This is a genomic window from Streptomyces sp. NPDC001056 (assembly GCF_053598955.1).
Genome location: NZ_JBSFLI010000009.1, coordinates 224,197 through 238,660, shown reverse-complemented (window position 1 = coordinate 238,660; position 14,464 = coordinate 224,197). Strand labels below are relative to the sequence as shown.

General features: G+C 76.1%; 6 protein-coding genes. 5 read left to right on the top strand and 1 reads right to left on the bottom strand.

Going from position 1 to position 14,464, the window contains the following annotated elements; genetic code table 11:
* The first annotated feature begins 59 nt into the window (after positions 1 to 59).
* The 5 genes from ACWDD7_RS14205 to ACWDD7_RS14185 all read left to right on the top strand — a co-directional run bounded on the left by ACWDD7_RS14205 (position 60) and on the right by ACWDD7_RS14185 (position 12,915).
* Positions 60 to 914, top strand: a complete 855-nt coding sequence (locus ACWDD7_RS14205; RefSeq protein ID WP_450457527.1) for a DUF4132 domain-containing protein — start codon at positions 60 to 62, stop codon at positions 912 to 914.
* Complete coding sequence (locus ACWDD7_RS14200) at positions 911 to 5,911, top strand: hypothetical protein (protein WP_450457526.1); 5,001 nt, start codon at positions 911 to 913, stop codon at positions 5,909 to 5,911. The genes ACWDD7_RS14205 and ACWDD7_RS14200 overlap by 4 nt, the downstream gene beginning before the upstream one ends.
* A gap of 172 nt (positions 5,912 to 6,083) precedes the next feature.
* Complete coding sequence (locus tag ACWDD7_RS14195; protein ID WP_450457525.1) at positions 6,084 to 7,253, top strand: AAA family ATPase; 1,170 nt, start codon at positions 6,084 to 6,086, stop codon at positions 7,251 to 7,253.
* Positions 7,254 to 7,258: 5 nt separating this feature from the next.
* Positions 7,259 to 11,176: a DUF5682 family protein gene (locus ACWDD7_RS14190; RefSeq protein WP_450457524.1), complete on the top strand. Its 3,918-nt coding sequence runs from the start codon at positions 7,259 to 7,261 to the stop codon at positions 11,174 to 11,176.
* Complete coding sequence (locus ACWDD7_RS14185) at positions 11,173 to 12,915, top strand: hypothetical protein (protein WP_450457523.1); 1,743 nt, start codon at positions 11,173 to 11,175, stop codon at positions 12,913 to 12,915. The genes ACWDD7_RS14190 and ACWDD7_RS14185 overlap by 4 nt, the downstream gene beginning before the upstream one ends.
* 33 nt (positions 12,916 to 12,948) lie before the next feature.
* On the opposite strand, the gene ACWDD7_RS14180 is transcribed toward ACWDD7_RS14185, so the two are convergent.
* Entirely contained in the window at positions 12,949 to 14,253 is a 1,305-nt protein-coding gene (locus ACWDD7_RS14180) for a glycoside hydrolase family 3 N-terminal domain-containing protein (RefSeq protein ID WP_450457522.1), read from the bottom strand.
* Positions 14,254 to 14,464: the final 211 nt, after the last annotated feature.

Here is a 14,464-nt window from a genome sequence, read left to right as displayed (position 1 = left end):
TGTCAGTGGTCGCCCCTAGAGTTCCCGTCACTTGATCAACACGGTGCGGGGAGGCACGTATGGGGTGGGTGTCGGCGGGCGACTACGAGGTCGCCCTCGACGGCGGAAAGGTGGTGTGCCGCAACGCGTCCGGGCGACGCCTGAAGTCGGTGCCGCCGAAGATCGCGGACGATCCGGCGGTCGTCGGTCTGAAGCAGCTCGTCGAGTGGCTGGAGCGGCACGAGAAGCAGTGCCTGGCCGATGCCGAGCGGTGGATGGTCCGCTCGCTGCCGGTGCCGCTGGACGTCGTCACCGGGGTATGGCCGGATCCCGCCTGGCGGTCCGCGCTGCGCGACCTCGTCGTCACCGGCGCCGACGGGGCGGTCGCCGGATTCCTGCGCGACGCCGACCCGGAGCGGGGCCTCGGCCTGGTGGACCTCGACGGCGACACCGTCCGCATCGCCCCCGACCAGGTCCGCATCCCGCACCCCGTGCTCCTCGAAGACCTGGAGGAGCTGCGGGAGTTCGCCGTGGAGCTGGGCGTCGAACAGCGCGCCCAGCAGCTGTTCCGCGAGGTCTGGCACCGCCCGGCCGCCCTCGACGCCAACGCGACGCAGATCGAGGAGTACGCGGGCGGCGTCTTCAAGCAGCTGCGCTTCCTGCACGGCCGGACCGCCCAGCTCGGCCACCGCGTGCGCGGGGGCTACGCGGTGTGCTCCGTGGTGGAGGACGGCCGCGCCGTCGAGGCCCGCGTCTGGATCGGCGACTACGACGGCTACGCGCAGACCGAGACCGGTCCGCTGGCCTGGTCGGAGCCGGGCGGCCGGGTGCTGAAGCTCGATCAGGTCGGGCCGGTGGCCTGGTCGGAGGGCATGCGCATGGCGGCGGCGCTGTACGCGGGGCGGGACATCGAGGACGAGGAGCGGGCGGCATGACGTACGACGAGACCACGGTCACCGCGCTGCTGGACGCCGGTGCCGTACTGCCGCCGGGCAGCACCACGCGCGAGGACGCCGACAGTCTGACGGTGCGCACGTACACGCATCCCGCGCTGGACGGACGCGAGGTGGTCCGGCTGGTGCCGGGCACGCTGGGCGAGGCCGAGGACCTGGCGCTGGAGTTCCTGGGCCTGGCCCGGGAGCCCGAGGCGCCGGAGGTCGGACAGGTGCGCCGGGAGACGCTGGGCTTCCCGGCCTGGGCTCTGGTCCACGACCCGGCGAACGGACACCACGCGCTCGCCCTGGTGAAGGACGTCGAGCGGCTGGCCCGGCAGGCCAAGTCCCGTCCGGGCACCGCCAAGGAGGGCTTCGAGACGCTGGGCGAGCGGCTGGGACGCGCGGTGCCGCACTTCCTGCCGACGTTCTACGAGCAGGCCGCGCGGGCCTTCCTGGCGCACGAGAACACCACGTACGCGGCGGCGTTCTTCGGCAAGGCCCGCGAGGCCGAGCGGGTGCACGCGCTGGCGGTGGACGAGGAGCGGCGGCGAGCGGTCTTCCTGGAGTTCGCCTTCGCCGGGGCGCTGACCGTCAAGGCGCTCAAGGAGTACGTGAGGGACCTCGCGGCACGCCTCGAACCGGCCGCGGCCTGGGCGCAGTTCCGGCAGCTGTCGGTGGAGCGCTGCGCGGCCGGCATGCCGCCGTACGCCTCGCTGCCGCAGGACGCGCGCGGGCTGATCAAGGCGGCGGGCCTGGACCGGGTGACGGAGGAGTGCGCGCTGGTCGCCGACCTGCTCGCCTCCCCGGCCGCGGTACGCGCGCCCCGGTCCTTCTGGACGGCGTACCGCGCGGTGCTGCCGGTCCTCGCCGAGCGTCGGCCGCAGACCCGGACACGGCTGCTGGAGATCATGCCGGCCGGGCTCGGCCGGGAGGTCGAGGACGACGAGTTCTGGCTGACACTGCTCGCGGAGACGGGAGCCGAGCGGCTGCTCACGGAGCCGGCGGCGGCCGCCGAGCACGGGGTGGAACCGGCGGACTGGCTGAGCCGTTGGGCGTCCTTCCGCAAGCACGGCGGGTCGTACTCGCCGCGTTCGCCGGGCACCCTCGCGCTGGTCGAGCGGATGACCCCGGGGCTGGTCGCCGCCGGGCGCCCGGTGGCCCTGTTCGCGGGCGGCTGGCACGCGGGCGCCGACCTCGACCTGCTCGACCTGTGCCTGACCGAAGGCATCGCGCTCACGGTGCCGGGTGGCGGCGAGCGGATGTTCCTGCCGCTGGCCGACTGGCTGACCGACACCCGGGAGGGCGCGCGCGACCTGGCCGCGGTGGCCGCCGACCGGCAGCTGCGACGGCTGCTGCACACGGCCCTGGGCCCGATCGGCGGCCACGCCCGCTCCGAAGAGATGCTGAACACGCTCGCCGGGCACCCGGTCCTCTCCGAGGTGCTGCGGGAGTGGCTGGAGGAGGCCGCCGACGCCTTCACGGACGCGGTGGGCCTGCCCGGCGCCGCCCACGCGCTGGACCGGCTGCGTGCCTTCCGGAAGATCGCTCCCGAGGTCAGCCCCGAGGCGGTGGCCCGGGTCGCCGACCATCCGACGGCACCGCTGCTCGCCCGCACCCTGCGCGCCGGCATCCTGGACGAACTGGGCTGGCCCGCCCTGGACGAGGCGATGGCCGCCCTCGACGCGCAGACCCGCGCCCCGGGGAACGGGAACCGCTACGACGACGCCGTCGCCGTGTACGAGGCGTGGCCGGCGCTGATCGTCACGCGCGGCCACAAGGCGATCGTGGTCGGCCCCGACCAGGTGCTCCTCGACCATGATCTGCGGCTGCCGCAGGACCCGGACCGCCGGCATCGGCCCCGGTTCCGCTATGCGGACGGGGAGTTGCTGGTGATGTGGCGGCAGGGCAGCACGCAGTACGGCTACTGGTCGGCCCGGCCCGCCGATGTGTTCGAACTCGGTGGTGAGCAACTGCCGTCCTGGTGGCACGCGAACGAGTCGATCGTCCCCTCGATCCCGCTGCCCGACGGCGGCCGCGCGAGCGGCTGCAAGGCGCTGCACGCCGGTGACAAGGTCCTGCCGCCCACCCGGAGCCTCCTCGGCGACGGCAGCACCTACTGGCGCCAGGGCCGGGACGGCCGGCGGACGGTGTGGCTGGAGTACGACCCGGCCACCGGCACGCACGGCCGCGCCTCCCTGCCCGCCCTGCTGCGCGCGGGCATCCGTGAGGACGCCGAGCTGCTGCCGGAGCGCTGCGAGGTGCTGCCGCTCCGACCGGGCCTGGAGGACAGCCCGTTCGGGACCGACGGCACCGTGCTCGGGCACTGGGTGCGCACGCAGGGCGAGGGCGACGGCAAGGTGCGGACCGCGGGCACGCCGGACGGGCGGACCGTGTCGGTGCCGGTGGCCGCCACCCAGCCGGACGGCATCCCGGTGGGCGCGCTGCGACTGCCGGGCGGCGCCGAGCCGGTCGTCGTGGAGAGGTTCCGCGGCATCGGGCTGATGTCCCTGGGCGGCGACGGCTTCGGCCCCGGCGAGCTGGGGCGCGTGACGCCGCAGAGCCAGGGCGGGGAGTTCGCCGCGGGCACCCGGTTCGTGCCCCCGCTGGCCTTCTGGCACGCGCTGCGCCCGCGCGACCCCGAGGGCTCGGCCGTGCTGCGCGCCGTGAGCGAGGAACAGACCGCCGAGGTACTGCGGCAGGCCGCGGAGGCACTGGGCGAACGGCAGGAGGCGCTGGCCCGCGCCGGGGACGACGAGCAGGCCAAGGCCGCCGTGCCGAGCGCCGACCACGTCCTGCGGCAGACCGTGGTCCGGGCCCTGCCGGGGCTGACCGACGCGCGGCTGGTCATCGGCGTCGCCGCGCTGGTCAGGTCGACGCTGCGGATCACGGGCTCGGCGACCGCCTTCGCCCGTCCCCCGCAGGAGCGCCCGCGGCTGCCGCGCAACCGGACCGAGGGCATGTTCGCCGACTACCGGCCCGCGCACGGCGACGACCACGGCGTGTACCGGGCCGTCTCCGGGCTCGGCGCCCTGCACGGCTGGTGGCAGCGGGAGGTGTGGAACGCGCTGCGTCAGATCCGGTCGGTGAACCATGTGCTGTCCGGCCACCCGGCCGACGGCCGGCCGCTGCCCGGCCGCGAGCGGCTCGGCGCCCTCCCGGACGGCTGGGACAGCGAGGAGTTCACCGTTCCGGGCATCGGCGTGGTGTGGCCGCCGGTCCTCGGCATGCTGCGCGCGCTGGCCTACCGGGCCGCGTCGCCCGCCCTGACCGATGCCCAACGGGAGCCGTTGCTCCTGCTGTTCGAGGCCCTCACCGAAGGGCCGCTCGCCGGGGCGGGCGGCACCCTCCGGCAGATGGTGCTCAGCGAACCGCACGACAAGCAGCAGCGCGCGGGACAGGTGCTGCGCCGCGCCGGCCGCACGGTGGTGATCCTCGGCTGCCAGAACGTCGACACCCAGCGGAACCGCGTCAACTGGCTGGCGCTGGACCACGATCCGAGCGGCGCGTTCGGCGCGGTCGCCCACTTCACGCTGGACCACGAGGTCAGGTACGACACGACGATCGCCGCCGAGGACCTGGCCGCCCTGGTCCGCCTGGTCCGCGAGAAGGGCGCCGCGCCCTGGACGGCCGGGGCACCCGAGGCGCTGGTCGCGGCGACCGACGGCGGGCTCGGCCCCGCCCAGGCCGCCGTCCTGCTCGCCGGGCAGCCGCAGGACCTCGCGGCGGAGGGCCTGGCCGTGATCGGACTCAAGGCAAGCCAGGGGCAGTTGGGCGACGCCCTGCTGCGCGGCCTCGGCGCCGGGTCGCGCACGGCACTGCTGGGCGCGCTGCTGCCCTCCGACCCGGGGGACCTGTGGACGACCGGTCCGGACACGGACGCGGCGGGCCGGGTGTGGGCCGAGCGGCTCGGCGCGCTGGTCCGCGTGCCCGAGGACATCAGGACCGAGCTGAGCGGACTCCCCGTCGGCGACGCCGAGGAGGTCCTCAACCCGTCCCGTGCCCCGTGGCTGAGCCGCACCACGGTCCTGCGGCCGGACAAGGACGGCAACCTCGTCCCCGCGGACCCGGCGGCCATGCCGTCCGGTCGCGACCTGGTGAACGCGGTCGACGGGCTCGCCGCCCTCGCCTACGGCCTGCCCTACGGCCATCCGCTGCGCTCCGCGCTCCCGGCGGGACTCGCCGCCGTACGCCGACGGCTGACCGATCCGGAGCTGATACTCGGCCTCGGCGTCGAGCGGACGGAGAAGGGCACCCCGACCGCGGCCGCGCTGCGCAAGGCGTACGGGCTGCCCGCGACCGGCGGCGCCGACGCGCACGGCCTGACCCGGGTGGGCGAGGCGATCGTGCTGCGCCCCTGGTACCAGGACGTGGAGACGGTCCTGATCCGGCCGGCCGGACTCGACGGCCCCGACGACGCCGTGTTCGGGCTGCTGGCGGGGCTGGTCGGGCCGTACCAGGGGCGCGGTCTGGAGGCCGTACGCACGCTGCTCGGCGAGGAGTTGGGCCGCGCGGTCGCCTTCGGTGCCGAGACGTCCACCGGATACGCGCAGGACCCGACCGTCAGTGTGCCCGCGCTGGTCGCCGAGGTGGCCGAGGCGCACGGGCTGGGCGAGGACGCGGCCGCGCTCTACCTCCAGTTGCTCGCCCTGCCCGATCCGACGGACCGCAACCGCGCCCGCTGGACCGGCTGGCGCCCGGCCCGGCTGAAGAGGGCCCGCGCCGAGCTGGCCGCGACGGACCTGGTGGTCGAGGCCAAACGGCCGCGCGCGGGGCGGACGTTGTTCCTGCCGTGCGGCTGGCGCGATCTGAAGTCGCCCGCGCTGCCGGTGGAGACCTGGAAGGAGGGCCTGTACCCGGTGCCCCCGCACCAGCGCGCGGTCCCGCTGCTTCCGGTGCCGGAACTGTTCACCCGAGCCTGGGACCGCGTGCGGGCGGGCGACGCCCCGGCGTACGAGGAGCTGCGGACGCGGGCGACGCGCCGGGGGAGGCGGAAGTGAGCGGCGCCGTCGGGGGCGGCTGCCGGGTCGGCACCGGCCGCGCCGCCCCCGCCACGGGGCGAGGCCGGTCCGGCTCCGGCCTCGCCTTCCCCCTGTCCGTTCCCGTCCGTGTCTCCCGCCGCACCCCCGCCGCTTCCCTTTCCACCCGCCACTCCCTGAAGGACTCCCTCCGATGACGACCGTCCTCGTTCCCGACGCCAGCCGCCAGATCGTCCCGCCCGAGGACCGGTACGCCGCCGAACTGGCCTTTCTCGCGGCGTACGACGCCGGTCCCCGGCCGCCCGCCTGGCGGCTCACGCCCCGGGCCGTGGTGACCTTCGTGATGGGCAGCGGCGGACAGGCGCTGCGGCTGCCCGAGGATGCCGCGGTGCCGGACGGGGTGCCGCGGCGGCTGGAGATCGGCGGCAAGTTCGTCGGCGACCGCGCGCTGGTGGAGCGGTGTGTCGTCACGCTCGCCGGAGAGCGCGGCCTGCTGCTCGTCGGTGAGCCCGGCACCGCCAAGTCCATGCTGTCGGAGCTGCTGTCGGCCGCCGTGTGCGGAACCAGCGGGCTGGTCGTGCAGGGCACGGCGGGTACGACGGAGGACCAGCTGAAGTACGGCTGGAACTACGCCCTGTTGCTCGCGCAGGGCCCCAGCCGGACGGCACTCGTGCCCTCCCCGGTGCTCACCGCGATGACCCGGGGCGCGGTCGCCCGCGTCGAGGAGGTCACCCGGTGTCTGCCCGAAGTGCAGGACGCCCTGGTGTCCCTGCTGTCGGAGCGGCGCATCGCGGTTCCCGAACTGGCGGGCGGTGAGGACTCGTTGGCGCACGCGGCCCCGGGCTTCACCCTGATCGCCACCGCCAACCTGCGCGACAAGGGCGTCTCGGAGATGTCGGCCGCGCTCAAGCGCCGCTTCAACTTCGAGACGGTCGGCCCCATCGCGGACCTCGACGCCGAGACGGCACTGGTCCGCGGCCAGGCACGGGCGTCGGTGGAGCGGGCGGGCGCGCCCTTCCAGGTCGACGACGCGGTCCTGGAGGCCCTGGTCACCGTCTTCCGTGACCTCCGGGAGGGCCGCTCGGCCGAGGGCTGGGAGGTGGAGCGGCCGTCCACGGTGATGAGCACCGCGGAGGCCGTCTCCGTGGCGGGCGCGCTGGGGCTGGCCGCCGCGTACTTCCCGGGGGACCGTGACGTCCTCGGGCTGCTGCCGGGCCATCTGCTCGGTGTCGTACGCAAGGACGACCCGGCGGACGCGGCACGGCTGCGCGGCTACTGGGACGGACCGGTCCGGCGCCGCGCCGAACAGGGCTCCGCCACCTGGCGCACCCTGTGGGACCTGCGCACGGTCCTGGAGGGCTGAGGACCGTGCCGTACGACACTCCCGACGCGGCCCTCGCCGCCCTGACCGACCCGACGGCGCCGTACCTCATCGGCGTGCGCCACCACGCGCCCTCCCTGGCCGCGGCCGTGCCCGACCTGCTGGACGCGGCCGCGCCGGACGTGGTCCTGGTGGAGCTCCCCGCCGAACTGGAGGAGTGGCTGCCCTGGCTCGCCCACGAGGACACCCGCGCCCCGATCGCCCTCGCCGCCGCGCCGTCGACCGGGAGGAGCGGCCCGGCGTTCTATCCCTTCGCCGACTTCTCGCCGGAGCTGGCCGCCGTGCGGTGGGCGGCGCGGAGCGGGATACCGGTGATCGCGTGTGATCTGCCGCTGGCGGACCGGGCCTGGGCGGGGGTGCCCGAGGAGGACGAGGACGGGCCGACGGGGGACCGCGCCCGGCCGCAAGCACCGGGCAAGAACGCACCGGCCTGGAAGGCCGCCCGCCCCGAAGCCCCGACCAGGGACACGCCGATCGGGGACCACGCCCGGGGGAACGCACCGGGCGAGGACCCAGCGACGGAGCGCCACCTCCGGCCCGAAGCACCGGACAAAGCCGCACCGGCCTCGGACCGCACCCGACCCGACGCCCCGGCCAAGGACCAAGCAATCGGTAACCACGCCCCACCCGACGCCCCGGCCAAGGACGCACCCAAGGAGGACCGCACCCGACCCGTAGCCCCGGACGACGCGCCGGCACCGGGCGGGGGCTCCGGAGTGCCCGAGCCGCGGGCAGCCACGGGCCGGCCGGGGGTCGCCTCCGCACTGCGCTCCCGTCTCACCGGACGTCCGGGGGACGACCTCTGGGACCGGTTGGTCGAGGCCGCCGCGCCCGGTTCCCCGCCGGAGGCGCTGCGGCGGGCCGCGTTGCTGACGGGATGGGCGTTGCGGGAGGAGGCTGCGGCCTCCGGCGGGGTGCCGCTGCTGGATCTGCGGCGTGAGCGGTGGATGCGGGCATGTCTCGCCAGGGCCACGGCGCGCGGGGAGCGTGCGGCGGTCGTGGTCGGCGCCTTCCACGCCCCGGCGCTGCTCGCGCCGGTGGACGGCGAGGACGCGGGCAGCGGTACCACGGCCGAAGAGACCCCCGCGCCCGTCCCGGCCTGGACCACCTCCCTCATCCCCTACACCTACGCCCTCCTGGACGCGCGTTCCGGCTACCCGGCCGGCATCCGCGACCCGGAATGGCAGCACATGGTGCTGGACGCGGCCGGCGATCCGACGGCCCTGGAGGACGCGCTGACCGGTGCCGCCGTGCGGATCTGTGCCGAACTGCGGGCGCTGGGGCACCCGTCCGGGCCCGCCGACGCGCGGGAGATCGCGCGGCTGGCCGGTGACCTGGCCCGGCTGCGGGGGTTGCCCGCGGCGGGCCGGGGCGAACTGGTCGAGGCGGTGCAGACGGTGCTGGCCCAGGGCGAGCCGTACGGCCGCGGACGCGCCGTGGCGAGGGCGATGGAGAAGGTGCTCGTCGGCACGCGGACCGGCCGTCCCGCGCCGGACGCGCCGCGCAGCGGACTGGCCCCGGCGGTGGAGGCGGAGCTGGCCGCGCTGAACCTGCCGGGGCCCGCCGAGCCGAGCCCGGGCGCCGCCCGCGACCTGCGCCTCGACCCGCTCCGCTCCGACCTGGACCGGCGCCGCGAACTCCTGCTGCGCCGCCTCGCCGTGTGCTCGGTGCCGTACGCCGAGCCGAAGGCGGTGGCCGGCACGGGCGGCGCCGACGCCCTGACCTCGCGCTGGGAGGTGCGCTGGACCCCGGCCACGGCGGCCATGCTGACCGTGGCCGGCATCCGCGGGGTCACCCCGGCCCAGGCCGCCGAGGGCGTGCTGCGCGAGCGGCGGCGCCAGGAGCAGGACGAGGGCGGGCCGACGGCCGCCCAGACCCTGCGAGGTCTGGAGGAGGCCGCGGAGTGCGGCCTGCCCGCCCTCGCCGACGAACGCCTCGCCGAGACCGCCGAGGTGCTCCCGGACACCGCCACGCTGCCCGAACTCCTCGCCGGACTCGCCCTGTTGGACCGGGTGCGGGCCGGGCACATCACCGGGCTGGGCGCGGACGGGGAGCGTACGGGGCGGGCGGCGGCCGTCGCCGAGACGCTGACCGCCGCCGCCGTACGTCAACTCGACGGGCTCACCGGTTCCGAGGACCCGGCCGACGCCCGCGCCCTGCTGGAACTCGCCCAGCGCGCCGACCGGTCGGGCGGCATCCGGCTCGGGGACGCGCTGGCCCGGCTGGCGGCCGGCGGTTCGCCGCTGATGCGGGGCGCCGCCGGGGCCGTACGGGTGCTGCTGGGGCAGGAGGAGGCGCGGGTGTTCGGCGACCGTGTGGCCTCCTGGGTGGACGGCGCCGCCGGCCCCGAGTCCCGTTCGGCGCTCACCGCCCGCCTGACCGGCCTGCTGGCCGCGGCCGGACCGCTGCTCGAATCGGCCGCGCCCGCACTGGAACCGCTGCTGAACCGGGTGTCGGAGCTGTCCGACCGCGACTTCCTCGACCGCCTCCCGGCCCTGCGCGGCGGCTTCGACACCCTCAGTCCCGCCGCGCGCGAACGCCTGCTGTCCGCGGTCGAGGAACGTCTGGACGGCGAACGCCCCTACGACACGGACGACATCGACCCCACGGCCCTGGCCCGCTGGACCCGAGCCGACCTGACCGCCCGCGAGGCGCTGGCCGCGCTGGGCCTGCTGCCGCCCGAGCGGCCCGCCGGGGACAGCACCGCCCAGGCCCCCGTGGCGGGCGCCACCGACGCCGTCGAGCCCCCCGCCCCGACCACGCCCGGCCTGGGACCGGCCCCTGGCCCCACTCCCGCCCACCACCTCTCCCCCGCCGACCGCTGGCGTCTCCTTCTGGGCCGCCGGAGCAACCAGCTCCCCGCCTCCGCACGTCCGTTGGCGACCGCGCTCGACGAGTTGTACGGCCGCGGCCGCGGCGAGGGCAGCCGGGGCGACATGGCGGAGGGGGGCCGCGGCGGGCGCGAGGCGTCGTACCCCGGCGTACGCGAGTGGTCCGAGGAGCTGGCGGCGCTGTTCGGTCCCGGCATCCGTGAGGAGGTGCTGGCGGCCGCGGCCGCGGCGGGCCGGCGGGACGTGCTCACGGAGCTGGACCCGGACACCGTACGGCCCTCCGTGGACCTGCTGCGCTCGGTGCTGCGGCACGCGGGCGGGCTGCCGGAGGCCCGGCTGGCCGCGCTGCGTCCGCTGGTGCGCCGGCTGGTCGAGGCGCTGACCCGGCAGCTGGCGACCCGGCTGCGCCCCGCGCTGCACGGCACCGCCCTGCCCCGCCCCGGTCGGCGCCCCGGCGGCGGCCTGGACCTGGCCCGCACCCTGCGGGCGAACCTGGCCACCGCCCGCCGCGAGCCGGACGGCACGGTCCTCGTCGTCCCCGAACGTCCCGTCTTCCGCAGCCGCGCCCGGCGCGCGGCCGACTGGCGGCTGGTCCTGGTCACCGACGTGTCGGGCTCCATGGAGGCGTCCACCATCTGGGCGGCGCTCACCGCCTCGGTGCTGGCCGCCGTGCCCACGCTGTCCACGCACTTCCTGGCCTTCTCGACCGAGGTGATGGATCTGACGGACCATGTCGAGGATCCGCTGTCGCTGCTCCTTGAGGTGCGGGTCGGCGGCGGTACCCATATCGCGGCCGGGCTGCGCCACGCGCGCGAACTGGTGACGGTGCCCTCGCGCACCCTCGTCGTGGTCATCAGCGACTTCGAGGAGGGCTATCCGCTCGGCGGGCTGCTCTCCGAGGTCCGAGCCCTGGTCGGCGCGGGCTGCCATGTCCTGGGCTGCGCGAGCCTGGACGACTCCGGCCGCCCGCGCTACTCGACCGGCGTCGCGGGCCAGTTGGTCGCCGCGGGCATGCCGGTGGCCGCCCTCAGTCCGCTCGAACTCGCCCGTTGGGTAGGGGAGAAGATCGCATGAGTCCGCAACTGCCTCCGGTCGCCCCGGCCGTGACCGCCGAACTCGTCGCCGCGCTCTCGTCCCGGCTGCGCAAACGCCTCGACTCCGGCATCGCCAAGCTGGCGGACCGGCCCGTGGTCCGCGACGGCGACGTCGTGCGCATCGCCGTGGACGACGACACGGGCCTCGAACTCCACGCCCCGGACGGTGCGGTGAGACAGGCGGACGCCGTCCGCTGCGGCTGCCTGCTGGCCCCGGACTGCCTGCACCGCGCCGCGGCCGCCTCCCTGGCCCCGGTCGCGGAGGACGAAGCATCGGAACGCGGCGGGATCTCGGCCGGCTCCCCCGCCGGGCACGGCGGTTCGGACGACGAGCGGCCGACAGAGGCGGCCGTGCCGTACGAGTCGGCCACGCCGGACCAGCGTGCCGCCGCCCGCGCCGTACGACTCGCCGCGGCCGCCGTGCTGGAGGCCGGTACGGACGGGGCGGGTGCCGTGCTCCAGGCGGAGTTGCTGCGCGCCGCGCACACCGCCCGTCTCGCGGGCCTGCACCGGGCCGCGGCCACGGCCGTCTCGGTGGTCACCGCCCTGCGCGCGGCCCGCTCGGCCGACCCGGCGTACCACCTGACCGATCTCGTCACCGGCCTGCACGACGTCCTCCACGTCTCCCACCGCGTCCCGGCCGCCTCCGGCACCGAGTTGTCCGCCCTGCGCGGCACCGCGCGACAGCCCTACCGCCCGGACGGCTCACTGCGCCTGTACGGCCTCTTCTCCGAACCGGTGCTCACCGCGAGCGGCTACGCGGGCGCGGTGACCTGGACCGCCGACGCGGACGGCCGGCTGTACCAGGTGTCCGACGTGGCCCCGGGCGGCGCCGGGCGGGCGGTGGGCGCGGCTGACCGGACCGTGCGGCTCGGCGACACCGCCCTGACCCACCGCGAGTTGGCCCGCGCGGGCCTCGCGGTGTCGGGCGCCACCGTCTCCCCCACGGGCCGGCTCGGCGCGGGCGCGGGAGTACGGGCGGTGCGGGCCTCCGGTGCCGGCTGGCACGAGGACCCGGTGGCCCGGCTCTGGGCGGAGCCCGTCCCCGACCAGATAACCCGCGCCCTGACCGGCGGCCACGGCCTGCTGTTCCTGGACGTCACCCTCGCCGGCACCGCGGCGGAGGCGGCGGGCGACTGCCTGCTCGCCGACTGCAACGGCGTCGCCCTGCGCCTGACCGCGGCGCACGACCATCCCGCGCTCCCCCACCGCGACAATCTGCGCCTGCTGTCCGCCGCCCGCGGCACCCGGCTGCGCATCGTGGCCCGCCTCACCCCGGCCGCGCATCCGCGGGCCCGGTTGCTCGCCGCCGAGCACCCGACCCGGTCCGACACCCGTCTCGACATCGGCCTGGACCGTCTCCAGCGCGCCGACCTGCCCGCCGTTCCCGCGGCTCCGGCCCGCCCGGCGCCCGTCCCCGACGAGGCGCCGATCCACCTGCTCCGCCGCCGTGTCCACCAGACCGTCTCGGGCGGCCGCCCCGTCCTCGCCCTCCCCGGCGGCACCCGCGCCGACGCCCGCCGCCTGCACCAGTCGGGTCTGGCCACGGCGGCGGACCTCCTGATGGACCTCCACTCCGCCGCCGCGGACCGCGCCCATGACGTCTTCGGCCGCCTCCGGCCCGCCGACCCCGACCGCTTCGCCCGCGCCTGGCTGGCCGCGGCCCACTACACGGCCGAACTGGACCGCGCGTTGTGCCTGGCCGCCTGGACGTCGTGACCGTGCCCTGCGAGCGACTCGCGCTTCGAGACCTCAGCCGCAGTCGAGCAGGCCCGCCTTGCCCTTGGCGTCGAGTATCCGGCGCACGCTGGCGTCGACCTTGGCCCGGAAGGAGGCGTCCTGCCCCATCTTGGTCTGGATGGCCTGCGTCATGGCGGGTATGATGTCCGGCCGCACGGTGAGGATCATGTCCCCACCCGCCCCGGTGAAGTTGACGGCCCGTTGGGCGGGGCTGAAGGACCGTACCGCGACCGCGTTCCCGAGGTCGTCCGAGATGACCACTCCCCCGAAGCCGAGTTGGCCGCGCAGGAGCTGGTCGATGACCGTCGGCGAGAAGGCCGCCAGGTGCTTGGCGTCGATCTTGGTGTAGGTGGCGGACGAGACCATCACGAAGGGCGACCCGGCCTGGATGCCGGCCTGGAACGGCTTGAGGCTGGGGCTGGTGGCGCTCGTCACCGAGTCCACGACACCGGCGGTGGTGTCGGTGTTGCCGATCACCTGGCCCAGCCCGGGGAAGTGCTTGAGCGTGGTCATCACGCCCGACTGCGCGAAGCCGGCGGCGAAGGCGCCGGTGTGGGAGGTCACGGTGTCCGGCGTGTGGCCGTACTCGCGCTGGAAGGAACCGATGGGGATGTTGCGGGTGCCCAGCTCGGCGGGCACCACGTCGGCGACCGGCGCCAGGTTCAGGTCGACCCCGGCCCTCTTGAGCTGGAGGGCCCACACGGCGGCCTGGGCGCGCAGCATCGTGGTCGGCCGGCTGCCCTGGACCAGCCCGCTGGGCATGGCCGAGAAGCCGGGGCCGTTGAGCACCTGCACCCGGCCGCCCTCCTGGTCGGTCGCGACCATCAGGCCGACCTGCCGGCCGCCGACCCGGTCCGCCTGGCCCCGGAAACCATCGACGATCTTCCTGGTCGCCGCCGTACCGGCGGTGCTGCGGCCGGTCAGCATGACGGACCCCACGTGGTTGTCGCGCAGAATGCGCAACTGGGCCTGGTCGGGCCGGGCCGCGGAGACTCCCCCCATGAAGAGCTGTCCGACCCGCTGGGCCGTGGTCATGCCGGACAGGAACCGGTCGGTGCAGGTGGCGGCGGGGGACATCGGCGCGGTGCGCACGGTGGTCGTGGCGACGTCGGTTCCGGTACGGCTCGGCACCGGACCGGTGGTGCCCGGGGTCCCTGTGCCGTGGGTGGCCGCGGTGGCCCGGGGGGAACTCGTCGCCGCCCCTGGCGTGACCGATGCACCGCAGCCCGCGACTGCGAGTGCCAGAGTGACCAGCGGGACCCCGGTGCGCAGGGCTGTGCGGCGGCTCCTGGGCCGCTGCCGGACGCGTATGGTCATGCTTCCTCTCCCGGGCCTGGACGGACCGGGGCTGCCGCGTACTGCGCAACCGCTTCTGTCGCGGCGAGCCCGGCTTGCTGCGTCCACCACACCGTACGTTACTGAGCATTTGTTCGCCCCACGGCGGAGGAGCGGGAGTATCCACGGCGGACCCGGCGGCGCGTGGCAGGCCCGGGAATCCCCCTGTCGTACCGCGTCGCCCACGCGTCGC

Coding starts and splice junctions, on each gene's coding strand:
- ACWDD7_RS14205 (WP_450457527.1), top strand. CDS start 60: ATGGGGTGGGTGTCGGCGGGCGACTACGAGGTCGCCCTCGACGGCGGA.
- ACWDD7_RS14200 (WP_450457526.1), top strand. CDS start 911: ATGACGTACGACGAGACCACGGTCACCGCGCTGCTGGACGCCGGTGCC.
- ACWDD7_RS14195 (WP_450457525.1), top strand. CDS start 6,084: ATGACGACCGTCCTCGTTCCCGACGCCAGCCGCCAGATCGTCCCGCCC.
- ACWDD7_RS14185 (WP_450457523.1), top strand. CDS start 11,173: ATGAGTCCGCAACTGCCTCCGGTCGCCCCGGCCGTGACCGCCGAACTC.
- ACWDD7_RS14180 (WP_450457522.1), bottom strand. CDS start 14,253: ATGACCATACGCGTCCGGCAGCGGCCCAGGAGCCGCCGCACAGCCCTG.